This is a genomic window from Algoriphagus sp. A40 (assembly GCF_002002735.1).
Lineage (GTDB): Bacteria > Bacteroidota > Bacteroidia > Cytophagales > Cyclobacteriaceae > Algoriphagus.
Map to the genome: position 1 here is coordinate 143,544 of NZ_MUNY01000053.1, position 22,751 is coordinate 166,294.

Consider the following 22,751-nt stretch of genomic DNA (forward strand, 5'->3'; position numbering starts at 1 on the left):
CCATGCAGAGAAAACTACTTCTCCTGCCTGTATTGCTTTTCCTACTTGGCGAGGCTACGGCACAATCCACCCTTACAGTCGATTACATCATGCGGGATCCCAAGTGGTTGGGAACCTTTCCATCAGCTCCTTATTGGAGTGAAGACAGCAAACAGGTTTTTTTCAAATACAATCTGGAAAAAGACCCGGTTGATTCCCTTTACAAAATTCAACTGGACAATCCGGCTCAGGTTTCCAAAGTTCATTGGACTGAAGAAAAATCCTTGTCCAAACCCCAATCTACTTTCAACTCAGACCAAAGTCTAAGAATTTACAGGAAAGACAATGCTGTTATCTTAGAAGAACAAAAGAAGAAAACCACCTCGACACTTTTTGAATGGCATGAACCTGTGACTAATCTTAGGTTTTTAGCCAATGAAAACAGGATAGCATTCAACTCAGGCGGAAACATTTATGTTTTCGACCGCGGTTCGAAAAGTGTTTCCAAGGCTACAAACATTTCCAATGGCTCCAAACCTGCCAATGGAAGTTCTTCCGCCGAGTCAAAAGCCGGGTTTGTGGAAGCAGAAAACCTTGCCTTGCTTGGTGTAGTGCGCGAGCGAAAAGAAGCTCAGGCAAAATCCAAAGCGTATCGTGAGGCGATCCAGGAAAAATCGGAAGAGTTCGTCTATTATACTCAGGGTAAAAACCTGTCGAACCTTCAGCTTTCACCGGATGAAAAATTTGCCACATTTTCAATTTTTACCCCTGCAACAAATAAAAATACCGCTGTACCCAACTATGTGGATGCCTCCGGATACACTGAGGATCTAAACTCCAGACCAAAAGTCGGTTCCAGTCCTTCAAAGGTGGAAATTGGGATTTATGATCTCACTCGGGATACGGTTTATTTCGTGACCACTGCAAATTTGCCTGGAATCAAAGATTTACCGGATTATGTGAAGGATTACCCTGACAAAACCTGGGAAGAAAAAGATCGGGTCGTGACCCTTTCAAGTCCGGTATATTCTCCGGACGGCAAGCGGGCAATCATCCAAGTCCGTGCATTTGACAACAAAGACCGATGGATTACCGAACTAAATCTTCAAACCGGCGAACTCAAAACCCTGGACCGTCAGCGGGATGAAGCTTGGGTAGGTGGACCGGGTGTGGGAGGTGGTTTTGGTGGTGGAGTTTTGGGTTGGTTGCCGGACAATCAGCACATTTATTTCCAATCTGAGGAAACGGGTTATTCCCATTTGTATTTGTTCAATGTGACTTCAGGCGAGAAAAAATCCCTCACTTCAGGCAAATACGAGGTTTTCGATCCTTTTCTCTCCAAAGACAAAAAGTCCTGGTACATGACTACCTCGGAAGTCGATCCTGGAGAAAGACATTTCTACAAGATGCCGGTAATGGGCGGAACCATGGAAAAGTTGACTTCCATGACAGGAAGCAACGAGGTGGTTCTTTCCCCTGACGAGAAAAAACTTGCCATCATTTACTCCTACAGCAATATTCCGGCGGAGCTATATGTTCAGGACAACAAAGTCGGGGCCACAGCCCAAAAACTAACCGCCGGTCAAAGTGAGGAATTTAAAGCCTACAATTGGAGAGATCCACAGATCGTTAGATTCCCTGCCCAAGATGGTGCACAGGTTCCTGCCAGGCTCTACTTGCCGGAAGCATCCAAGAAAAACGGTGCCGCGGTCATTTTCGTCCATGGTGCCGGCTACCTACAAAACGTCCACAAATGGTGGAGCAGCTATTTCCGCGAATACATGTTTCACAACCTGTTGACCGATTTGGGTTACACGGTTTTGGACATTGACTATCGTGCTTCGGCTGGTTATGGACGGGATTGGAGAACGGGAATCTACCGTCACATGGGTGGAAAAGACCTTTCAGACCAAGTGGATGGGGCCAAATTCCTTTTGGCTGAACATGGCATAGAGCCGGGAAAAATCGGTATTTATGGTGGTAGCTATGGAGGATTCATCACTTTGATGGCATTGTTTAACCACGCAGATATCTTCACATCCGGCGCTGCTCTTCGCTCAGTGACCGATTGGGCGCACTACAATCATGGCTACACTGCCAATATTCTGAATACTCCTGAGGAAGATCCAATTGCCTACAAACGCTCCTCCCCGATTTATTTTGCCGAAGGCCTAAAAGGAAATCTTTTGATTGCCCACGGAATGGTGGATGTCAATGTCCATTTCCAGGACGTGGTAAGACTTTCTCAACGCCTGATCGAACTGGGCAAAGACAATTGGGAAATGGCAGTATATCCAGTTGAGGACCATGGTTTTGTCGAACCGAGCTCTTGGGCTGATGAATACAAGCGGATATTGAAACTGTTCAATACAACTCTTGTTGCCAAAAAACCATGAGATTCCTATCTCCTCTGATTCTAGTCATTGTTTTACTTTTTTCCTGCGGAAAAAATGAAACGACCAGTCAGATCAAACGCGGATTAATTGCAGATAAGGCCATGGTGGTTTCCGCCCGGGAAGAAGCTTCCAAAATCGGGATTGAAATCCTCCAAAAAGGCGGAAACGCATTTGATGCGATGATGGCAACCGAAATGGCCTTGGCGGTAACTTTTCCTTTTGCCGGCAATCTGGGAGGTGGAGGATTTATGGTTTACCGCATGGCAGATGGGTCAGTGGGTTCCATAGACTATAGAGAAAAAGCCCCTCTCGCTGCTTCCAAGGACATGTATTTGGATGAAAACGGCGAGTTTCTTTCAGACCTGAGTACCAAAGGAGCTTTGGCTTCCGGTGTCCCTGGGACAATTGCTGGAATCTTTGAAGCTCAGGCCAAATTCGGAAAACTCAATCCAGCTGAAATCCTCCAACCGGTGATCGCTCTGGCCAAAAATGGTTTTGTGGTCACTTCCAGCCAAGCGGAACGATTGCAGCGTGCCCGAGACCAATTTGTAGAAGTGAACGGCTCCGAAACCTTCTTCAACCAGGAATTCAATGCTGGAGATACGCTTAAAATCCCTGTCTTGGCAGCAACTTTGGAACGAATCGCAAAAAATGGCCGGGATGAGTTCTATAAAGGGGAAATTGCCAAAATCCTTGCAAAACACATGCAGGAAAAAGGCGGAATCATCACTGAAGAAGATTTAGCCTCTTATGAAGCGAAATGGAGAGATCCTTTGGTTTTCAACTATCGGGATTTGAAGGTGATTTCCATGGCTCCCCCCAGTTCCGGTGGGATGACCTTGGCCCAGATTTTTGGGATGATCGAACCCTATGATCTTGAGAAAATGGGTCATCATTCTCCTGAATACATTCAGATTTTGGTCGAAGCTGAGCGCAGAGCCTATGCAGACCGCAACTATTACCTGGGCGATCCTGACTTTGTAAAAATACCTGTTGATCAATTACTTGACAGAAACTATCTCAAGTCAAGAATGGAGTCATTTAGTTTAGAAAAGGCCACCAAATCCGAGGATATTGCCCGGGGAACCTTGGCTTTTTCAGAAAGTATGGAAACCACCCACTACTCCATCGTCGATGCAGAAGGAAATGCTGTTTCGGTGACAACAACGCTCAATGGTGGCTATGGCTCGAAGGTTTACATCGATGAACTCGGGTTTTTCATGAACAATGAAATGGACGACTTCAGTGCCAAACCCGGAACTCCAAATATGTTTGGACTGATTGGTGCAGAAGCCAACAGCATTGCTCCTGGAAAGCGAATGCTAAGTTCGATGACTCCAACAATCGTCGAAAAAGGCGGAAAACTATGGATAGTCGTAGGAACTCCCGGAGGATCGACAATCATCACTTCTGTGCTTCAAACAATATTAAATGTTGCGGAATTTGGAATGGGAATGCAGGAAGCGGTAGAATCGCCTAGATTTCATCATCAATGGATGCCTGATCTGGTCAACTTCGAACCAGGTTCCTTTGGAGATTCATTGATTCAAATCCTGAAATCCCGAGGTTACCTGATCAATGAAGGCAACAGTCCAGTAATCGGAAAAGTAGATGCCATTCTGGTGTTACCGGATGGCAAACTGGAAGGCGGCGCTGATCCGCGTGGGGATGATAAGGCGGTTGGATATTGAAAAGCCTTTTGTAATTGTTTTAGTGGTAAATGTTGAGTTAAAGAGCATTTTAAAGGTTGAAAAACAAACAAAATAAGACAATCGAAAATGACGAAATATTCGCTTGGTGACATAAAGAAAATTGTTGACGAATTGGCTTTAAAAATCAACGCACCTACAAATTTATTACCGAGTTACGGACAGCAAACTTGGGACGCTCATCCCTACATTGAAGTTGACAACTTGGGATTTATGTTTTACATAATTTCAGAACGTGGACAAGAACTTGAAAGGAAAATGACGGACAAAATAGACGATTTGCTTTATTGGATTTTTACTAATGTGGCTTTTTCTATGGCTTCTGACTATGAACTGAAAAACAGAATTGAAGACAAGGATTGCAGGCGAATTATGTTTGACAAGCAAGAAGAATTACTTGGACAGCTTAACTACAATTGGAGACAAAAAGAAAATGCCAAGCACCAAAGGATTTTAAAAGATCATCCGTTTGACGACTTAGCAGGACTTAGAGCAACCTACTTCAGACAGCTTAGACAGCAAGGACTTTCAGAAACTGAAATCAGCAAACTGGCTTATGAAAAATATCCTAACAACTGAAAGAAAAACGCCATTTAACAGTCGTTTGGCAAAAAATCGGGATCGGTGCTTAAAAGAAGCCTTGTTTTGTATCAAATTCAGTGCTGGCAAACAGTTTAGTGCTTCGAAATCTGCTGCTTCGCCAAGCTCCAAAACGATGTAAGTGGTTAAAGTATTGAACAACTTACTGCTGACAGCTTACTCTTACAAAAATCACACACCGGTGATCTCCCGAAACTTAGCACTTTGCCGTTGACTTAGATCGATTTTATGACCTGATTTTAAAACAATAAGCAGCGTACTGTTGAAATAAGGCTCGATCTGATCGATAAAATCCAGGTTGAACATATACTGCCGATTGGCTCTGAAAAAGAGATCAGTCGGCAGTTTTTGTTCCAGATAAGTCAGGGATTTATGCAAAAGTGGCTGCTGGTTTTCGTAAAAAACCCGTACATAATTTCCGACACTTTCAAGAAGGTAAATCTTTGAAATTGGCACAAAATGGCACTTTTCTCCATCCTTGATGAAGATCTTTTTATCAGCACTTAGCCTTTCTTCATGAGTAGTTCCACTCGGTTGGGATTTACTTCTTACCCGTTGTATAGCTTCTGCCAATCGCTTTGGATTGAGCGGTTTGAGTAAATAATCCAGTGCATTTACCTCGAAAGCCTTCAGCGCAAACTGGTCATAGGCTGTTACAAAAATCACGTCCCTGACTTCTTCCAAGCTTTCCAAAAACTCAAAACCGTCCTTGCCCGGCATATTGATATCCAAAAAAATCAAGTCTGGTTTCAGCTCATTGCACTCCTGAATCGCATGCTCAACCCTGTCGCAAGCACCAACGATTTCCAAATCATCAAATGGTGAAAGCAGCACTTTCAATTCCTCCAAAGCGAGTAGTTCATCATCCAACAAATACACACGTTTTTTCATAATCAATTGACAGGGTATGAGATTTTTGCAATGACTTTATTTCCTGGCGAAGTATCCAAAATAAATGAGGCTTTGTCAGAAAAGAGGTTTTGAAGCCTTTTTTGAAGGTTATTCAAGCCGATCCCCAAATTGAAAGAATCCTTCAAATACCCGGAATTTCGAACTTCAATCAAAAGCAGGTTGCCTCTGATTTTACTTTCGATCCAGATTCCACCTCCGTCCGGCAGCTGGGTGATTCCGTGTTTGATGGCATTTTCCGCCAAGGTCAAAATCATCGCTGGCGGCACTTTGACATCGAGAGTCTCTTCTTGCAAGGTGATCTGGACATCCAATCGCTTTCCAAAGCGGATCTGTTCAAGTTCGAGGTATTTAGCCACCTCATTGATTTCATCATTGAGTGCGATCAGAGGTGCCTTTTCGTAATTCAGTGTAAATCTGAGCAACTCGGAAAGTTTGATGATCGCATCCCGGGCTTTTTCCTGATCGATCAACACCAGCGCTTTGATACTGTTGAGAGCATTGAACAGAAAGTGCGGATTGAGTTGGGTTTTGAGCAGTTCGAGCTCGGCGGATTTAGCGAGATTTTGAAGGAGCAGCGTTTGCTCGGTGATTTCTGAATTCCGCTTCAGGATGTGATAGAGGTAATAAATAATGATCCAAACTATCACGTATCGGCCCAAATTCATGATTTGACCGAAAAAGCCTATCCAAAATTCCGTATCCCGAAGAATTTCCGGTTCGGTGACCGTATAAGGAAGAAAAAGCAAAATCACCATCAGCAATGCGATCATCAAAACATCAAAAAATGCCCGAAACCAGATTCTGGAAAGCGATTTGGAAAAGACCTCCGGCCGGATAAATATCAATTTGTACGCATGGGATACCAACAAACCAACCAAAGAATACGAGCAAAATTGCTGAAAATGCTCCCAACGAAACTCTCCGGCTATGAAATAGGTGTAATTGATCGTCTCGATAAAGACAATGGAACTCCAACCTACAACCTGCAGGATCCAATAGTATTGGGATTTGCTCAAGGTCCTTTTGATGCTCATTTGCCAGATTCGATGATTATTTATTGATTGGTTCGACCTGATATCCAGCTTTCCGAAGAAGTGAAATCAGTCCGTTTTCTCCTCCCAAATGGCCTCCTCCCACAGCTACAAACAGGACATTGGAATTCATTTCCTCCTCAAGTATCGAAATCCAGGCTTTGTTTCTGTTGTCCAAAACCAGCTCTCTATAATCCGCAACCATACCGTCCGAGTTCATCACATCGTAAAGTCCTTCAATATCTTCGGACAGGTAGGTATCAGTCATTTGCCTAAAATCTGCCTCACCGGAGTCCTCCCTCAGCATCTTCATCAATTCGCTGATCTGGATTTCAAAAGGTATTTGATCAAAAATACTTACCTGAAATTCAGGAGTTTCAAGTCCTTGGATTGGTTTTTTACTTTCAACAGATTTATCGGTGAAAAATCCCTCATAGCTTTCCACTTCTTCACATGGGATGGTTTTCATCAAAGCCATCGTGCTCAATACGAAGGGCTTTAAAACCCCCAACTGGGCCAATCCTGCTCCATAGTTTTGGGTTAGAAATCCGTCTAAAATCTCCACATCAGCCGGATCGAGTTCAGATTGAATATTTTTCATTCCCGGATTCATGGAAATCAGCTGCATTTTGGATTGAAGCTGGGGATCGCTCATGTCCAGTTCCATCACGAGTTTTTCACTTTTATCAAAAGACTCCAAAATCCGCTCATCCATCAGAAAATCTTCTTTGCAGATCAGGTGAATGGTCCCAAAGAGGTAGGATTCTTTTTCCAGGCCATTTCCGCTTACCTTCCAGAGCAAGGAACTTTCTTGAGCCTCCAAATTTCCAATTCCCCAAATCATCAGGAGGATTGGGAGGCTGATTTTTCTAAAAATGCTACTTACCATAATCTCAGAATTTAATTACTTGACCAAAGATTAGTTAAAAACTGAAAGGATTTTCACCCAAATCCATCAATGCAGGAAATTGTCGATAAATGAGGAAAGGTTCTTGCTTAAGTTCCACTTTCTTATTCAAAGCTATATTCTACCAAATAAACCTCCGAAGACCGACTTATTTCAAAATCAGATAGATTCCCGATTAAAAATCATAATTTGAATCGACACTCTTTCAAACCCAATTAACCATGAAAAACAGAAGAGAATTTCTACAAAAATCAGCACTCGGCATAGCAGGACTGGCGATGGCACCATCCTGGCTCCAAGGTGCCCCTGCTTTGATCAAATCCTGGAATAAACCAGATTCTGAAATCAATGGAGTCAAAATCGGCTGCATCACCTACTCCTTCAGATCCATGCCGGATCAGAGTGCAGAAGCAACGCTGAAATATGTGGTGGACAGTGGCTTGAGTTCTATTGAGTTGATGGGAGATCCTGCAGAAAGCTTTGCCGGTATGCCTGCACCGACTTTCAACCGAATAAAAGCTTTCCAACTTGGAGGAAAGCAGCGAAGGGGCGAAACTCTGACTGAAGATGAAAAAAAGGAATTGGCTGATCTTCAGGCACAATCCCAAGCTTATACCAAAGTGGTAGCCGACTGGAGAGCCACTGCAGACATGAAGAAATTCGAGCAAGTCCGAAAAATGTACAAAGACGCAGGCGTTAGTATTTATGCGTTCAAACCCAATGCTTTTGGCCAGAATAATACTGATGCAGACATAGCTTATGGAATGAATGCCGCAAAAGCCTTGGGTGCTTCACATGTCACTTTAGAACATCCCTCTGATGATGCCCATACGCTTAGACTGGGGAAACTCGGAGAAAAATATAAAATGGGCGTTGGCTACCACGGCCACGAACAGGAGACTTTCACCTTCTGGGATACAGCTCTTGCCCAAAGCTCAGCAAACGGATTGAATTTGGATGCCGGACATTACATTGCCGCAGGCCATCCCGATGTACTCCAATTGATCGAAAAGCAGCATGCCCGTATCTTTAGCATGCATACCAAAGACCGTCAAACGCCTGCCAATGGCAAAGGAAATTTGGCTTGGGGAACCGGTGATACTCCGATCGGAGATATTCTGAAACTGATGCAAAAAAACAAATACAAATTCCCTGCTACCATCGAACTTGAATATCAAGTCCCTGAAGGATCTGATGCGGTGAAGGAAGTCCAAAAATGCGTGGAATTCTGTAGAAAGGCACTTGCCTAAAACAAAAGACCGAGTCAGGAATGGCTCGGTCTTTTCTTTACTTCTCTTTTATCTCTGAAGCAAGGGTCGTAATCGGTCTTTCCAAAATCGGAACCATTTCCGCTCTTACCTCAGCAAAGAGCTTCCGGATTCGGCAGGTTTTTTCATCTTCACATTCGGCGCATGCCTCATAAAACCGCTCAGAAATACAGGGGATCAAGGCAATCGGACCATCGACTACGCGCATGATCTGGGCGATACTTATCTCGGCGGGGTCTTTGGCCAAGGTATAGCCTCCCTCCGCTCCCCTTACACTTTTTACAAGTTGATGGGTTTTCAAATCCCGAAGGATATTTTCAAGAAATTTATAGGGAATATGCTCCCGCTCTGAGATTAATTTAGCTGATACAGGCATCAGCTCCGGATGATCTTGAAGGAAAAGTATGGTTTTGATCGCGTATTTGGCTCTTTTGGATAGCATGGGTACTTTTTATAACACAGCCAAAGTACAAAAAAAACTCAATTTGCACTGCTGGAGTCAGCCATCTAAAAAATGAAAGTTCGGTAGTAAAATGAATAAAAACCCTTTTGAACCTAATTCATGAAAACAAGAAATAAGCAATCCCCAAAGTAATCAACACATTAAATCCCTGAGCAATCAGAAAGGCGAAAAGCGGTTTCTGATTGCTTTCCTGGATCAAGTCCTTGAAATTCGTTTCCAAACCAATGGAAGTGAAAGCCAAAGCGAACCACAGGTTTTGGAAACTTTTTAAGCTTCCCTTCACTTCATTGTACACTTCGGTTTCAATAAAAAAAGAAAACAGGATAGATGCCCCCAAAAATCCCAGAACAAATTTTGGAAATCGCTCCCAAATCACGCCTAAAGTTGGCTTTTCATAATGTTGTCCCTCCGGAGTTTGGGTATAAGTCCAATAGACAGAAATCGCAAATGCAGCAACTCCAAGGAGCACATTTTGGGAGAATTTCACAATGGTGCTGATCTGAAGGGCTTTCTCACCAACCAGAGATCCACTTGCTACCACCGCTCCTGAAGTATCAATACTCCCTCCCAGCCATGCACCGGTCACTTCTTCGGACAGTCCCATCCACTCCGCTGCCAAAGGCATCAAAAGCATCATCGGAATGGCCGTGATCAGGACCATCGAAATTACATAGGACAGCTTTTTGGAATCCCCGTGAATTGCTCCTGATGTCGCAATCGCTGCCGAAACTCCGCAAATGGACACCGCAGAGGAAATCATCATCCGAAGCTCCTCGTCGACCTTGAGTTTTTTGCAAACCCAAAAGGCAAAATACCAAACCGAAATTACCACCAATAAAGCCTGAATGAGACCCAATCCACCTGCTTTCAGAATATCTCCAAAAATGACACTTGCCCCAAGCAGCACAAGGCCGATCTTGACAAAAAGTTCGGTCGTAAGATTTTTCTTAAACCACTCCGGTAGCTTGACCAAATTCCCAATCAACAAGCCAAAAGCTAAACTGAAAATCACTGCCTCCAAATTGAACTGCCTGGCTAATCCACTGCCGGCCACCAATAAGGCTACCTGGGTCAATGCAAAAACTCCAAGAAAAGACCCCGCCAAGGGAAGAATCTTTTTCCCAATCAAAACAGCCGCAACTGCAGAAAAAACAAAAACCAAGACCAATTGGGCAAAAAGACTGGAAAGGTTTTCGGCACTGGAAAAAATACCAACCAAATCAGCCCCTGATTTCCAATTGTAAGATGGATTGGAAAATTTGAAAAGGAACAAAACTGTTAAAATCACTCCTGCTCCAGCCAAGACGGAAGCCCAGTCTTCGTTGATACTCCAATTTTTACCGGTTTTTTCGGGTGACGGGATTTCAGGCTTGTTCATAATTCGGTAGGGCAAATAAATTCAGGTGGAAAGAAAGTGGAATTTCAGTTTAGGGCAACAAGATTTTTCATTTAATGCCCTTCAGGCACCTTCTCACCCGCTTCAACTTTGAAATTCAGCCTGTTTTCCTTTGGAGGTATGGGACAAGTGGCAAAAGCGGTAAATGCGCACGGTGGGTTATAAGAGAAATTAAAATCAATCGTGGTATTTCCGCTCCGATCGGGATAATTCACATGGAGGTACCTTCCGGTTGGATAGGTTTCTTTTCCGCTCGTCACATCAGCAAAGATTACAAAAAGCTTTCCTCCATCTTCGAAAGCAATCACTTCCTGCTTTACTCCATCGACTTCAAACTTGAGAATCCCCATTACTTTCCATTCAACGATTTGACCCAAGACATTGGGAATATCAATAGTCTGATTGAACTTAGGTTCGAAAAAGGCGGGAATACTCCAGTTTTGAGCAAAGTCATAAACCGGAATTTCCTTGAAATCTTCCAAAGCTGGATGTTCTAAATCCCTTAATCTAACTGCAAAATTTTCCCCTCGTTTGATCACCGACCATTTCCAGCGGTGGAAGTAAACTCCTCCTTGGCTATAATTTTCGACAGGAAATTGGAGTGTTTTTGGCAGAAGTTCAGGCTTAGACTTTTTGACCACTTTTGGATTGAAATGAAACCAAACTGAATCGCCCACCAAATGAAAACTCCCAATATTCTTTTTCCCGGCTTTATTCGAAATCGAAAGACTGTCTTCAGAAACCTGATTTAAGAAGTTATTCTCTTGATCAATCCAAAGCAATCCTATCAGGTTTACCCATCCGTTTTCTCCAAGCAATTCTGCTTTTCGGTCTGCCTTCCATTGCTCATGGGCCGGATTCTGGCCAAATACCAAAAGGGATTGGCTGGCCAAAACCAAAACCAAGAAGATCTGTATAGTTTGTTTCATCTTTTATATTTCCACGCAAAGTAAAAGAAAGACAAGAGAGTCCGATACGAACTCTCTTGTACCCATTAACATTAAACCCTGTAATTGTTGATTAGCCGCTATTGATTGATTTTTTCAAATAAGTATCCAAACTTTTCCAGTCCCCAGGCTTGTTCATCCTGATCCTTCCATCCTCTGTCCCAGGAAATCAAAAAGTCGGAGGTCAGGTAGCTTTCATTTGTAAAAAATTGTGCTCCAAACAAATTTGTTGGACAGCCTTCTTCCGGAGTTTTACCTACAAAATTGCCCGAGGAATCTTTTTCGAAGATGATGTCACAATACCTGCTTTCCAATGCAACGGGTGACAATTGCTCTATCGGAAAGGGTCTTTCATCGATATCCAAAAAGATATCTTTGTTGAAGAAACTGAAGTTTCTGGAAATGATTTTTCCGTCCTTTTCAAAAACATTCAAAACCAAAGACCGGTGTGGCAAATCTTTTCTGAAGTGTTCTGCCTGTTCCAAAAAGAACCAGTGACCGTCTATCCTATCCTGCCATATCGGTTTGACTGTCAGGATCAGATGGGCAAGGGACGGATCTTCGCTGGCCATTCTTGCGGTAGAAAACTCACCGATGATCCGTTTGTTAAATTCTTCCAGAAGCTGAGGCTGGGTTTGGGCCTTGAGTTTCCCACTTTGAGAAAACAGCAGTAGGAAAAACCCGAATAGGATGAAATTCTTCATAGTCATGATTCAGCAATCAATTGATCCACAATTGCATTAAACTCTTCCTTGAACACTTCATAATGAATGCCGGTGGCAGGTCCAGTGAAACCTGTATGAATTTTTCGCACCTTTCCCTCCCTGTCAATGAAAATGGTGGTGGGAAAAGACAAGACCTCACTCAGGGCCGGTAATTTTTCGGAGGCAGATTTCTTGTTGGCTTTGCCTGCAAAAAGAACGTCATATGTAACCCCAAAACGTTTGGAAAACTTTTCAAAACGTGCTTTGGCAAATTCCAGATCGTCTTCCTGTTCAAAACTCAAGGCGATCACTTCTACCCCACGGTCTTTGTTTTGTTCATACCACGGGCCAAGAAAAGCCGACTCATCCATGCAATTGGGACACCATGTACCCATGATGGTGACGATTTTCACTTTGTCCTGATACTTTTTATCCTTAAGAGTGACGGGTTTTCCATCCAGGTCCGGAAAAGAAAAGTCAAGTGTTTCATATCCTTCTTTGAGGTAAGTCAAAGCATACGCATCCGGAAGCTTTGCATTTTCATTTCTTTTAGCATAAAACTTTCTGGAATTATAGACTCCTCCAAAGGTTCCTACCAAAGAATCCTCAGCCACAAACTGTAAATCCAACAAAGAAGCTGCACCACCTGAAAATGAAGAAAGCTTTAGATTTTCCCCAGAAATCTGACCTTCCAGAAAACGATAATCTCCTGTGGTGGTCAGAATTGTTCCAAAGATTCGATCTGATTCATTATGAAACTCAGCTACTGCCTGAGTCTTTGAACTGTCTGAATTTACCAGAATCACATCCCATTTATCTGAAGGATCATAGCTCCCGGAAGAAATTTGGTCAGGAATCCAAAAACGATAATTCTCATCAGGATGGGCTTCAAACTTGAGTTTTCGCTCAGAATCTGAATTCCGAGACCAGTAGCCAACCAATTTATTGCCGGATTTAATGGTGATCAATCTGGCATCGTAAACATCTACTGGAAAAACCACTGTATCTCCCGAAGACGTAGCCAAGTCAGTGACAAATTGGTCATTGGCATTTCGATAAGTTAAAATGGGAGTTGATCCGGAATAACTAATCGAAAAGTTGAAAGGGATTTCTCTGCCATTCTCAGAAAACACTCCCCTCCAATTCCCTTCAGCCACCTTTGACTGCGGTGCGGAACACGATGCTAAAAGTGCTAAAAGACCAAATAGTATGGCGTGCCAATGCGATTTGAAAACCTGAGTGATCATGTTAAAATTCAGGTTAAATAGCATTACGTTCGAGCTTGACTTAATCAGACTGTTCATCGGAAATTAGAAACTAAGGTTCTTGAAATAGAATTTGGGAAATGAAAAACCGAGAGCCAGTAGATCGAATTCCAGATCGTCATTCAGTTCTGAGATATCATCACTTGGTGGTCTCCTATATTTTCCAGTTGAAAAAGCATTCGCTTCTAAAACATTGGGTTTTCGTTTCTTTTGGATGGTCTGAGGAGCAAACGAGCCTGATTTCCTGGTCGCTTTTAGGTAGTTTTTGACTGCGTTTCTCATGCCGATTTAGAGGTAAACGGTTTGTAGGATTTGCTCTGAAGAAACTCCTTCGCGATAGCGCTGAAATACCAGGGGTTGTCTTTCATACTGAAGTGTCCCGAGAAGCGAATGACTTCCAGATTGAGGTTTGCTTCGGTGAGGTTTGACCAATTGGCAAACTTTTCCTTGGAGAAAAACCGATCAGTTTCACCAACGATCATCAAAAATGGCGTTCGCTTGAGCACTTCTTTTACCTCATTGAGGAAACTCAGCTGGCAAAAAACCTGGTCAAACCAAAATGAAGATTGGTCTATCGAAGCAGGACGTCTTTTTCCGGCGAGTACTTGATGCAATTGCTGAAAAGAGAACCTGTCCTCGATCGCTGAAGGGAGATTGGCTAGAATGAGTTTGGTAACACGTTCAGGGTGGATTGCCGCCAGTCTCAGACCTATCCATGCACTGACCGAATGTGCAAGGATGGAAAATCTGTCAATGGACAATTCCTCCAGAAGGTTTTCCAAATAGAAAATAGGATCCGGGCTTCCGGGCTGCCTATCCAGAATTGCCTTTGAAAAGGAAGGAATAATCACCGTAAAATTGGAGGACAACAATTCAAGTGCATTTTCCCAATCCCCCGAAGAGCCTCCCAAAATCAGAAGATTTGGTCCTTTCCCCATGATTCGAAACCGGTAATGCTTACTGCTGTCTGATTTGGGTCGTATATTCTCAAAATTTGTTTTCATATTATTTATACCATTTTAGTATGAATATATTTTTAAAAATTACCTCTAATGAAAGAGGTGTAATTATCCTAGTTGATGTAAAGTGCAATCTGCTCTTCCACCTGATTAAAAGCCTGCTGGAAATCTGCACGGATATCATCAATGTGCTCGATCCCTACCGAAACTCTCACTAAGCCTGGCTTTACCCCTGCTGCGGTTTGCTCTGCCTCAGAAAGTTGCTGATGAGTAGTGGCAGCCGGCTGGATGATCAAAGTTTTTGAATCCCCGACATTGGCCAGATGGCTGACCAGTTTTAAACTGTCGATAAGTTTGTTTCCTGCCTCTGCGCCACCGACGATCTGAAAACTTAAAACACCTCCAGCACCATTCCTAAGATATTTTTTACCCAATTCGTAATAAGGACTGCTCTTCAAGCCGGGATAGTTGACGGATTCCACCAGCGGGTGATTTTCCAGCCATTTCGCCAGATTAAACGCATTGTCAGAAATTCGCTGCACCCGAAGCGAGAGTGTTTCCAAGCCTTGAAGCAAAAGAAATGAATTGAAAGGGCTCAATGAAGGGCCAAAATCCCGCAAACCTTCTACTCTCGCTCGGATCGCAAATGCGATATTTGGAAGACCCAAAAGATTACCTTCACCAAAAACATCCCAAAATTTCAGTCCGTGATAGCCCTCAGACGGCTCAGTAAACTGTCTGAATTTCCCGTTGCCCCAATTGAAATTTCCTGCATCTACGATCACTCCTCCGATAGAAGTGCCATGACCTCCAATCCATTTGGTGGCAGATTCAACGACGATATTTGCTCCATGATCTATGGGCCTGAAAAGGTATCCGCCGGCACCAAAGGTATTGTCAACCACCAATGGAATATCGTGAAACTTTGCAATGGTGGAGATCTTCTCAAAGTCCGGAATATTAAAACCGGGATTACCAATTGTTTCCAGATAGATCGCTTTGGTCTGTCCATCAATCAAAGATGAGATGGAAGCCGGGTTGTCTCCCTCTGCAAACCTAGCCTCAATTCCCAGTCGCTTAAAGGCCACCTTGAATTGATTGTAAGTTCCACCGTATAGAAAAGAGGTAGTGACAAAATTGTCTCCTGCCTCCAGGATATTATTCAGTGCAATAAATTGTGCAGCTTGTCCTGAGGCTACCGCCAAAGCTGCCACTCCTCCTTCCAAGGCTGCAATCCGCTTTTCAAAAACATCCGTGGTCGGATTCATGATTCGGGTATAGATATTACCGAATTCCTTTAGAGCAAAAAGATTGGCACCATGTTCGGCATTGTTAAAAACATAGCTGGTCGTCTGATAAATAGGAACTGCCCTGGAATTGGTGGCTTTGTCCGGCTCCTGTCCAGCATGCAGCTGGAGGGTTTCAAATCGATAATCTTGAGTTGGCATAGTTTTCAGTGGTTAAAAGATAGAACAAGATTAATAATTGAATTTTACATACACAACAATTCCTATCGATTTTATATGAATTATTTTTTTCCTAAAATTATTTCTCTGTAAACGTCCTTTACCGGCAGTGACAATACGATCAGCAAAGCCAAAATCCCGACAAAAAATATACTCAGATCCACATAGTCCAATTCAATCGCTAGCAATCCAAGTACAAAAAGCCGAAAATGCTCCAAGTAATACACCCATCGTTTTTGTTCCAGGATAGCACAGACATTGATTAAGGAAACAAAAATGATGGTACCCAAGAGCCAAATAATCCCGGCCGATAAACCAGAATAGAATTTGGTAACCGATACAAGCCCTCCCAGAAGAAGAACCAATTGAATCACCACATACACCTTACTTGCCCAAGTATGCGGATCAGAAGACTTGATGATGCCAAAGGTGTTTCTGGATTCTTCTCCAAAATCTGCATCTAAGGTTTCAGGCTTGGAAAACAGAAGCTGCAACTTTTTCAAATAGCTAGGTTCTCTTTTGAGTGCCAACCAAAGATCAATTGAAAAATGAAAATGCCCCCAAAGGAAGGAATAACTGTCTAGAGGTTTGACTAGTCCATAGGTTACTGGAAGGGTCTCTACTTTGAATGTGCCAAACATTTTGTCCCAAAAAACAAAAATGTCACCATAGTTTTTATCCAGGTATTCGGGATTGGAGGCATGATGTACCCGGTGATGAGAGGGAGTAATGAAAATGTATTCAAGCCAACCAAGTTTACCGATCATTTGGGTATGGGTGAAAAAAGAATAGCCCCCATGGATCAACAAAATAGAAACTACCATATCTGGAGAATAGCCCAAAACAGGTAAGGCACACCAAAAGACAGTTCGGACGAGAGATTGTAATAAGGTAATTCTAGCTGCCGCAGTCAGATTGAATTCCTCACTTTGATGGTGAACCACATGCGCGGCCCAAAACAAATTGACCTCATGCCCCAGCCGGTGATACCAGTACCAGACAAAATCTGTTGCCATTAATAGAATTACCCAACTTAGCCAGTGGGATGGAATGGAAAACAAAGCCAAATTTTCATGAGTCCAGACAAAAATCTCATAAAAAAGAGCGGATGAAAACAAATAGCAAAAACGCTCCCAAATCCCCACACTAAGATTTGAGACACTGCTTTCAAATTTGAAAACTCCCTTCTTTTTAAACTTCAGTGCAAAGAGATACTCTACTCCCATAAAGAATAGAATGAGTGGAATCAACAGGTAGGTGTAACTGATCATGAAACAAAAATAATTTTATTTCATATTTATTATACCTATTTAGTATGATTTATTAATTTTAGCGAATCAAATGGCCGAGAGGATAGGCAATGGTCTGCAAAACCATGTACGGGGGTTCGAATCCCCCTTTGATTTTTTTTGAATTAGCCCAAAAGCTTGGAAGTTTTCTTGAGGAAGTCTTTACGGGTCATAACAGTAGTTTTAGTGTGATCCCGATAAGGGCAGCCGCTGCGATAATGAGCGGCTCTTGAAGTTTTTTGAACTTGAACAATATCGCGATGGTGGTCAAGGCAATAAGTATAGTCGGTAAATCGGTTAAAGTTCTTTTACCCAACACCAAAACAGCCCCAGCAATTGCACCGATGGCAGCGGCAGTTACGCCGTCGACAAAAGCTTTGATCGCAGGATTTTTTCCATATTTCTTAAAATAAGGTGCCGGAATGACGGTAAAAAGGTAACAGGGAAGAAAAGTGGCCAAGGCAGCGACACAGGCTCCAGGAACACCTGCCACCAGATAACCGATAAATCCGACCGTAATCACAACCGGGCCTGGTGTAATCATCGCAACTGCCACGGCATCCAAAAACTGCTGTTCATTCAGCCATTCATATTCCTTCACTACCCCACCGTATAGAAATGGAACGATGGCAAGCCCACTACCAAACACAAAGGCTCCGGCTTTTGTAAAAAACCACGCGATCTCCCAAAGTTTGGATTCTGTCGCGATCGGCTGAAGTTGGACAAGCATTATGGGAAACATTACGTTTGCCCCTGAACTCAACCATTTTGGCGGAGCTTTGGCAAACCATACAGCCACTCCTGCCAACAGGATTACCCACAAAATTTCTTCTTCAGTTATAAATGTGGTTACGGCCAATACGATAAATATCACCCACAAAAGTCTGTCATTGCCAATGCTCTTAAGGGTCAGTTTGTAGCTACTGATTGAGATGATACCGATTACCGCAGCACCAACTCCGTAAAACACAGCCTGCATCCAGGGCAATCCTTCATAGCCTACATAGGCATACCCGATGCCCAACACCATGGCGAAGGAAGGAAGCACAAATGCGAGTCCCACAAGTGTTGCGCCCAATAGACGGTAATGAACGAACCCCAGATAAATGGAAAGCTGTGCCGCAAGTGGCCCGGGCGCAAGTTGAGAAAGCGCGAGTCCCTCTTTATAGTCATCTTCACTGATCCACTTTTTTGTTACAACCAAGTCTCGGTGCATGTATCCGACTAAGGCCACTGGCCCACCGAACCCCCACGTGCCCAGTTTTAAAAAGTAAATGATTAAATCTTTTAATGAGTAAGCAGGCATGCGTTTCAGATTTTAGGTGACCAGGTGTGTTTTTCATTGTGAACATATTTTGCCCAACTATAGAGGGCATCGTAGATTTTCATCCCGATGGAAAGTTGTAAATGATCGTCTTTTATGTTGTAGGAAAGACCTGCGGAAATCGCCCAAAGTCCTGCTGCCTGTGGCGAAAGTTCAAAGCGGTCCGTATCAGCACCGCGAACGATCAATGCAATCTGACCGATGGCAGGATCGGTCAGATTATGTCGTTTAATGATGTAATCAAAGGTGCAGAAATCGCCTTCGTGGGAATATTCGGCTCCAAGAATGTCATAGGGAATGGCATTCAGCTCCTCGGCTTTTTCAAAGACCTGATCTTTGGGAACATAGATGAATTCAGCTTCTGTGTCTACAAAATTCTTGATCAGCCAGGGACAAGCGATGCGATCAATTTTGGGGCGTTCTCGAGTTATCCATTTCATAGTCTGCAAGATTTAACCGTACAAGGCTACAAATAGAAATAATGAAGAAATAGAACAGAATTTACCGGCTTGTATCCATTTTACTTTTTGGATAATCTTTTTCTAAATTCCGAAGGATTCATACCTGTATTTTTTTTGAAAATCCGGTTGAAGTGGCTCTGATCTGAGAATCCAGTGAGGTATGCGATTTCTGAAAGTGTATGTTTTGGATCATCCAGCAGGACGATCGCTTTTTCTATCCGAAGTTTGCGGATGTAGTCACCAAAAGATAAATCATCAAAGTACTTGGAAAACTCCCGCGACAAATAACTGGGATGGACATTTAAACTTTCTGAAAGTTCCTTTAAACTCAAGGAGAGATTGGTGTCAATCTGGTCCTGAATAATTTCCTTCAGCTCTTTCGCCCATTCGGGAACTTTGCCGGATTTGTGTTTAAGAAATTTCTTGTACACATCCAGCAATAGATTTTCAATGTGGTTTTGGGTGTGTTTCACATGCTGCAGGTGCTTGGCCCAGCTGTACAGCGCATCATAGATGACCATCCCTTTTTCAAGAAGTGCTTGATCATCTATCACATTGTGTGACAAACCTGCGGAAATGGCCCAAAGTCCCGAAGACTGACTGGCAAGATCATGACGATCGGTATCTGCACCGCGTACAATGACTGCCATCACTTTCAATGCAGGATCGTTCATCTTATGTTTTTTGATAATGTAGTCGAAAGTGCATTCATCGCCATAGTGCGTGTACTCCACTTCAGGCAGGTCAAAAGGAATGGCTTCAAGCTCCTTTGATTTTGGAATCACCTCCTCAAATGGAACATAGATGAATTCTGCTTCCGGGTCTACAAATCGTTTGATCAGCCAAGGGCAAGCTACTCGGTCAATTTTTGGTTTTTCTCGGGTAATCCACTTCATTATCCTTCCTAGAATCTCATTACTTAAGAGTTAATCAACTTCAATCTTAAAATTCTAAAAAAAATAATTCAAAAAATCTTTGTGGTAAATAAAACAAATATATATTTGCCGATAATTCCTATCAGTCTGATAGGGTTTATGGATTTAATACGGTATTCCAATTCAAACCTATTTCTGAACTTATGAAAAAAACATTACTCCTTGTTTTAGCCAGTTTCACCCTGTGGAACTTCGCAGAAGCACAGACTGACATTAAAGGGAAGGTCAATGATGCTACTGGACAACCACTGATCGGTTCAACTGTTGTAATCAAAGGCACCAATACTTTTGCATTAACCGATGAGAATGGCGAATTCTCACTTCAATCTCCTTCTGCCTATCCGGTAAGGCTTCAAGTCAATTTTGTAGGTTTCAAAGAATACCTGATTGATCTCAATTCCAGTCCTTCGGAAGTCCTTATTGTTCAACTGGAAGAAGACCTTGAACTCGCGGAGGTACTAATAACAGCACGCAGAAGAACCGAAGAAGTCCAAAAAGTACCTATTCCCATCTCCGTGGTCGGTGGACCAAAAATCGAAGAATCGGGTTCATTCAACGTCAATCGGGTAAAAGAGCTTGTACCGACCGTCCAGCTATATTCCTCCAACCCTAGAAACACTACGCTAAACATCCGGGGTCTTGGGTCAACTTTTGGTCTGACTAATGATGGGATCGATCCCGGGGTCGGCTTCTATGTGGATGGGGTTTATTTCGCAAGACCAGCAGCAACTGCTTTGGACTTTATCGATATCGAACAGATTGAGGTTTTACGAGGCCCTCAGGGGACGCTATTTGGAAAAAACACAACTGCCGGAGCATTCAACATTTCCACCCGACTTCCAAGCTTTACTCCCGGAGGTTCGGTCGAACTGAGTTATGGCAATTATGGATTTATTCAGGCAAAAACTTCCATTACGGGACCACTTACCAAAAACTTGGCAGCAAGAGTTTCATTTTCGGGTACACAACGCAATGGTTTGATTGAAAACATTGTCACAGGAAAACAAATCAATGATATCAACAACTTGGGATTTCGAGGACAATTGCTCTTCAACCCTTCCAGCAAGGTGGAAATCATTCTTGCCGGGGATGCAAGTTCGCAACGTCCGGATGGATATGCCCAGGTAGTGGCAGGGGTAGTCGAGACCAAACGTGCTCCCTACCGTCGTTTTGAGCAAATCATAGCCGACTTAAACTACGACTTGCCTAGCAGAAACGCCTTTGATAGAATTGTAGACCACGATACACCGTGGAAATCAAACAATGATTTGGGAGGAATTTCATTAAATGCTGATATCCAGCTGGGAGAAGGAACATTGACCGCAACCACAGCTTGGAGATATTGGAACTGGGGCCCTTCTAATGATCGGGATTTCACGGGCTTGCCGGTCCTATCACTTTCTCAGGCAACTTCCAAGCATGAGCAGTTTTCTCAGGAAATCCGATATGCAGGAGATTTTTCCAAGAAACTGAGCGGAGTATTTGGGGTATTTTACCTCAGTCAAAATCTGAATACCGATCCTGTTCATATTGAAGAATCAGGAGCTGCACAGTGGAGATTTTCCCAAAGTACCACTAGCCCGCTATGGGCAACGCCAGGCCTACTTGACGGGTATGGGATCAAAACAACCTCTACTTTGGAATCGGTCGGTGCTGCTGTTTTTGGACAATTGGATTGGGCAATCACGGAAAAACTCCATTTTCTTCCAGGAATCAGATTCAATTACGACAAAAAGGATGTCGATTATGATCGGGTAACTTATGGAGGTCTCCAAACCACTGATCCTGCGCTTTTGGCTATCAAGCGTTCTGTTTATTCTGACCAGAGCTTTGTTGCCAATGTGGAAGATCAAAACTGGTCTGGTCAGGCTACCCTCGCTTATCAGTTTAATGACAAAATCAATGCATTTGGCACTTTTTCGACAAGCTATAAGCCGGTCGGGATCAACCTTGGAGGACTTCCGGCAGTAGCCGGACAGCCCCTTCTGGAATTGGCAGAGGTGAAACCCGAATATGTCAAACATTATGAATTGGGAATCAAGACTTCCCCAACCAAAGGGTCTTCTCTGAACCTAGTTTTCCACAACACCAATATTGAAGATTATCAAACCCTCGTTCAAACGGCAGAAGTCGGAGTTAATCGTGGATACTTGGCCAATGCTGAGGAAGTCCGAGTGATCGGATTGGAAATAGATGGAAATATCCGGATTAGTCCTTCATTCGCCTTGAATGGCGCCTTAGCTTATACCGATGCCATTTATGTTTCCTTCACCAACGCACCGGTACCGTTGGAAGAAACCGGTGGTGAATCAGCTTTCAAGGACATTTCGGGCGGAAGACTTCCGGGTGTATCCAAATGGGCGGGATCTTTTGGCGGAGAATATTCCAAATCGGCTAAGTTTTTTGGAAAGTCCGGCAGCTTCTTCATTGGATCGGATGTTTTCTTTCGTTCAGAATTTTCCTCCAGCCCCTCTCCTTCCCAATTCCTGAATGTGGATGGCTATGCCTTGGTGAATGCCCGGGCAGGATACCGGGTCAGCAAAGGATTTTCAGCCTTCATCTGGGCCAGAAATTTATTGAATAAAGATTATTACGAGCAACTTCTACCAGCGGCAGGAAATGCCGGACATTATGCTGCGGTGTTGGGTGATCCGGCTACCTATGGAGCCACCTTTAAGTATTCGTTCTAAATTCGAGTTTGGGTTTATTGTTAAAGGGAAAGACCGGGCGAATTGTCCGG

General features: G+C 43.3%; 19 protein-coding genes and 1 tRNA gene. 6 read left to right on the forward strand and 14 right to left on the reverse strand.

Going from position 1 to position 22,751, the window contains the following annotated elements; translation table 11 throughout:
- Positions 1 to 2: 2 nt before the first annotated feature.
- The 3 genes from B0E43_RS12880 to B0E43_RS12890 all read left to right on the forward strand — a co-directional run bounded on the left by B0E43_RS12880 (position 3) and on the right by B0E43_RS12890 (position 4,663).
- Positions 3 to 2,375 (forward strand): prolyl oligopeptidase family serine peptidase, encoded by a 2,373-nt coding sequence (locus B0E43_RS12880; protein WP_077350330.1) that lies wholly within the window; start codon positions 3 to 5, stop codon positions 2,373 to 2,375.
- Positions 2,372 to 4,066 (forward strand): gamma-glutamyltransferase, encoded by a 1,695-nt coding sequence (ggt, locus tag B0E43_RS12885; protein ID WP_077350332.1) that lies wholly within the window; start codon positions 2,372 to 2,374, stop codon positions 4,064 to 4,066. Before B0E43_RS12880 ends, ggt begins: the two co-directional genes overlap by 4 nt.
- Positions 4,067 to 4,153: 87 nt before the next feature.
- Positions 4,154 to 4,663, forward strand: coding sequence for an Imm63 family immunity protein (locus B0E43_RS12890; protein WP_077350334.1), 510 nt, complete (start codon positions 4,154 to 4,156; stop codon positions 4,661 to 4,663).
- Positions 4,664 to 4,855: 192 nt separating this feature from the next.
- On the opposite strand, the gene B0E43_RS12895 is transcribed toward B0E43_RS12890, so the two are convergent.
- Genes B0E43_RS12895 through B0E43_RS12905 form a run of 3 tightly spaced genes read right to left on the reverse strand, consistent with a single transcriptional unit; the run spans position 4,856 to position 7,516 of the window.
- Complete coding sequence (locus B0E43_RS12895) at positions 4,856 to 5,575, reverse strand: LytTR family DNA-binding domain-containing protein (protein WP_077350336.1); 720 nt, start codon at positions 5,573 to 5,575, stop codon at positions 4,856 to 4,858.
- Between the two features lie 2 nt (positions 5,576 to 5,577).
- Positions 5,578 to 6,630 (reverse strand): sensor histidine kinase, encoded by a 1,053-nt coding sequence (locus B0E43_RS12900; protein WP_077350338.1) that lies wholly within the window; start codon positions 6,628 to 6,630, stop codon positions 5,578 to 5,580.
- 16 nt (positions 6,631 to 6,646) lie between these two features.
- Positions 6,647 to 7,516: a TraB/GumN family protein gene (locus tag B0E43_RS12905; protein ID WP_077350340.1), complete on the reverse strand. Its 870-nt coding sequence runs from the start codon at positions 7,514 to 7,516 to the stop codon at positions 6,647 to 6,649.
- Positions 7,517 to 7,755: 239 nt separating this feature from the next.
- On the opposite strand from B0E43_RS12905, the gene B0E43_RS12910 reads away from it, so the two are divergent.
- On the forward strand, positions 7,756 to 8,784 hold the full coding sequence (locus B0E43_RS12910; RefSeq protein ID WP_077350342.1) for a sugar phosphate isomerase/epimerase: 1,029 nt from the start codon (positions 7,756 to 7,758) through the stop codon (positions 8,782 to 8,784).
- 37 nt (positions 8,785 to 8,821) lie between these two features.
- On the opposite strand, the gene B0E43_RS12915 is transcribed toward B0E43_RS12910, so the two are convergent.
- From B0E43_RS12915 to B0E43_RS12955, 8 genes are all read right to left on the reverse strand, one after another.
- Entirely contained in the window at positions 8,822 to 9,244 is a 423-nt protein-coding gene (locus B0E43_RS12915; protein WP_077350344.1) for an Rrf2 family transcriptional regulator, read from the reverse strand.
- A 118-nt stretch (positions 9,245 to 9,362) separates the two neighbouring features.
- The gene (locus B0E43_RS12920; protein WP_077350346.1) at positions 9,363 to 10,643 is read right to left on the reverse strand and encodes a YeiH family protein; all 1,281 of its coding nucleotides are present in this window, start codon (positions 10,641 to 10,643) and stop codon (positions 9,363 to 9,365) included.
- Positions 10,644 to 10,714: 71 nt separating this feature from the next.
- Complete coding sequence (locus B0E43_RS12925) at positions 10,715 to 11,590, reverse strand: DUF1684 domain-containing protein (RefSeq protein WP_077350348.1); 876 nt, start codon at positions 11,588 to 11,590, stop codon at positions 10,715 to 10,717.
- Positions 11,591 to 11,688: 98 nt separating this feature from the next.
- Positions 11,689 to 12,312: a chromophore lyase CpcT/CpeT gene (locus B0E43_RS12930; RefSeq protein ID WP_168171944.1), complete on the reverse strand. Its 624-nt coding sequence runs from the start codon at positions 12,310 to 12,312 to the stop codon at positions 11,689 to 11,691.
- A gap of 2 nt (positions 12,313 to 12,314) precedes the next feature.
- The gene (locus B0E43_RS12935) at positions 12,315 to 13,583 is read right to left on the reverse strand and encodes a TlpA disulfide reductase family protein (RefSeq protein WP_217349165.1); all 1,269 of its coding nucleotides are present in this window, start codon (positions 13,581 to 13,583) and stop codon (positions 12,315 to 12,317) included.
- Between the two features lie 272 nt (positions 13,584 to 13,855).
- Positions 13,856 to 14,581 carry an alpha/beta fold hydrolase gene (locus B0E43_RS12945; RefSeq protein ID WP_077350357.1) on the reverse strand — a complete coding sequence of 242 codons (726 nt, stop codon included), beginning with the start codon at positions 14,579 to 14,581 and terminating at the stop codon, positions 13,856 to 13,858.
- A gap of 68 nt (positions 14,582 to 14,649) precedes the next feature.
- The gene (locus tag B0E43_RS12950) at positions 14,650 to 15,984 is read right to left on the reverse strand and encodes an O-acetylhomoserine aminocarboxypropyltransferase/cysteine synthase family protein (RefSeq protein WP_077350359.1); all 1,335 of its coding nucleotides are present in this window, start codon (positions 15,982 to 15,984) and stop codon (positions 14,650 to 14,652) included.
- A gap of 80 nt (positions 15,985 to 16,064) precedes the next feature.
- Positions 16,065 to 17,273 carry a sterol desaturase family protein gene (locus B0E43_RS12955; RefSeq protein WP_077350361.1) on the reverse strand — a complete coding sequence of 403 codons (1,209 nt, stop codon included), beginning with the start codon at positions 17,271 to 17,273 and terminating at the stop codon, positions 16,065 to 16,067.
- 64 nt (positions 17,274 to 17,337) lie between these two features.
- Here B0E43_RS12955 and B0E43_RS12960 point away from each other — a divergent pair.
- Positions 17,338 to 17,408: transfer RNA gene (locus B0E43_RS12960), tRNA-Cys, on the forward strand.
- Positions 17,409 to 17,460: 52 nt separating this feature from the next.
- Here B0E43_RS12960 and B0E43_RS12965 read toward each other — a convergent pair.
- The 3 genes from B0E43_RS12965 to B0E43_RS12975 all read right to left on the reverse strand — a co-directional run bounded on the left by B0E43_RS12965 (position 17,461) and on the right by B0E43_RS12975 (position 19,972).
- Positions 17,461 to 18,597 (reverse strand): chromate transporter, encoded by a 1,137-nt coding sequence (locus tag B0E43_RS12965; RefSeq protein WP_077350363.1) that lies wholly within the window; start codon positions 18,595 to 18,597, stop codon positions 17,461 to 17,463.
- Positions 18,598 to 18,602: 5 nt separating this feature from the next.
- Complete coding sequence (locus tag B0E43_RS12970; protein ID WP_077350365.1) at positions 18,603 to 19,055, reverse strand: chromate resistance protein ChrB domain-containing protein; 453 nt, start codon at positions 19,053 to 19,055, stop codon at positions 18,603 to 18,605.
- Between the two features lie 80 nt (positions 19,056 to 19,135).
- Positions 19,136 to 19,972: a chromate resistance protein ChrB domain-containing protein gene (locus B0E43_RS12975; RefSeq protein ID WP_077350367.1), complete on the reverse strand. Its 837-nt coding sequence runs from the start codon at positions 19,970 to 19,972 to the stop codon at positions 19,136 to 19,138.
- Positions 19,973 to 20,154: 182 nt separating this feature from the next.
- On the opposite strand from B0E43_RS12975, the gene B0E43_RS12980 reads away from it, so the two are divergent.
- Complete coding sequence (locus B0E43_RS12980; RefSeq protein WP_077350369.1) at positions 20,155 to 22,701, forward strand: TonB-dependent receptor; 2,547 nt, start codon at positions 20,155 to 20,157, stop codon at positions 22,699 to 22,701.
- The last annotated feature ends 50 nt before the right edge of the window (positions 22,702 to 22,751 follow it).

Excerpts from the sequence above, each read along its gene's own strand:
- B0E43_RS12880 (WP_077350330.1), top strand. The coding sequence starts at position 3 with ATGCAGAGAAAACTACTTCTCCTGCCTGTATTGCTTTTCCTACTTGGC.
- ggt (WP_077350332.1), top strand. The coding sequence starts at position 2,372 with ATGAGATTCCTATCTCCTCTGATTCTAGTCATTGTTTTACTTTTTTCC.
- B0E43_RS12890 (WP_077350334.1), top strand. The coding sequence starts at position 4,154 with ATGACGAAATATTCGCTTGGTGACATAAAGAAAATTGTTGACGAATTG.
- B0E43_RS12895 (WP_077350336.1), bottom strand. The coding sequence starts at position 5,575 with ATGAAAAAACGTGTGTATTTGTTGGATGATGAACTACTCGCTTTGGAG.
- B0E43_RS12900 (WP_077350338.1), bottom strand. The coding sequence starts at position 6,630 with ATGAGCATCAAAAGGACCTTGAGCAAATCCCAATACTATTGGATCCTG.
- B0E43_RS12905 (WP_077350340.1), bottom strand. The coding sequence starts at position 7,516 with ATGGTAAGTAGCATTTTTAGAAAAATCAGCCTCCCAATCCTCCTGATG.
- B0E43_RS12910 (WP_077350342.1), top strand. The coding sequence starts at position 7,756 with ATGAAAAACAGAAGAGAATTTCTACAAAAATCAGCACTCGGCATAGCA.
- B0E43_RS12915 (WP_077350344.1), bottom strand. The coding sequence starts at position 9,244 with ATGCTATCCAAAAGAGCCAAATACGCGATCAAAACCATACTTTTCCTT.
- B0E43_RS12920 (WP_077350346.1), bottom strand. The coding sequence starts at position 10,643 with ATGAACAAGCCTGAAATCCCGTCACCCGAAAAAACCGGTAAAAATTGG.
- B0E43_RS12925 (WP_077350348.1), bottom strand. The coding sequence starts at position 11,590 with ATGAAACAAACTATACAGATCTTCTTGGTTTTGGTTTTGGCCAGCCAA.
- B0E43_RS12930 (WP_168171944.1), bottom strand. The coding sequence starts at position 12,312 with ATGAAGAATTTCATCCTATTCGGGTTTTTCCTACTGCTGTTTTCTCAA.
- B0E43_RS12935 (WP_217349165.1), bottom strand. The coding sequence starts at position 13,583 with ATGCTATTTAACCTGAATTTTAACATGATCACTCAGGTTTTCAAATCG.
- B0E43_RS12945 (WP_077350357.1), bottom strand. The coding sequence starts at position 14,581 with ATGAAAACAAATTTTGAGAATATACGACCCAAATCAGACAGCAGTAAG.
- B0E43_RS12950 (WP_077350359.1), bottom strand. The coding sequence starts at position 15,984 with ATGCCAACTCAAGATTATCGATTTGAAACCCTCCAGCTGCATGCTGGA.
- B0E43_RS12955 (WP_077350361.1), bottom strand. The coding sequence starts at position 17,273 with ATGATCAGTTACACCTACCTGTTGATTCCACTCATTCTATTCTTTATG.
- B0E43_RS12965 (WP_077350363.1), bottom strand. The coding sequence starts at position 18,597 with ATGCCTGCTTACTCATTAAAAGATTTAATCATTTACTTTTTAAAACTG.
- B0E43_RS12970 (WP_077350365.1), bottom strand. The coding sequence starts at position 19,055 with ATGAAATGGATAACTCGAGAACGCCCCAAAATTGATCGCATCGCTTGT.
- B0E43_RS12975 (WP_077350367.1), bottom strand. The coding sequence starts at position 19,972 with ATGAAGTGGATTACCCGAGAAAAACCAAAAATTGACCGAGTAGCTTGC.
- B0E43_RS12980 (WP_077350369.1), top strand. The coding sequence starts at position 20,155 with ATGAAAAAAACATTACTCCTTGTTTTAGCCAGTTTCACCCTGTGGAAC.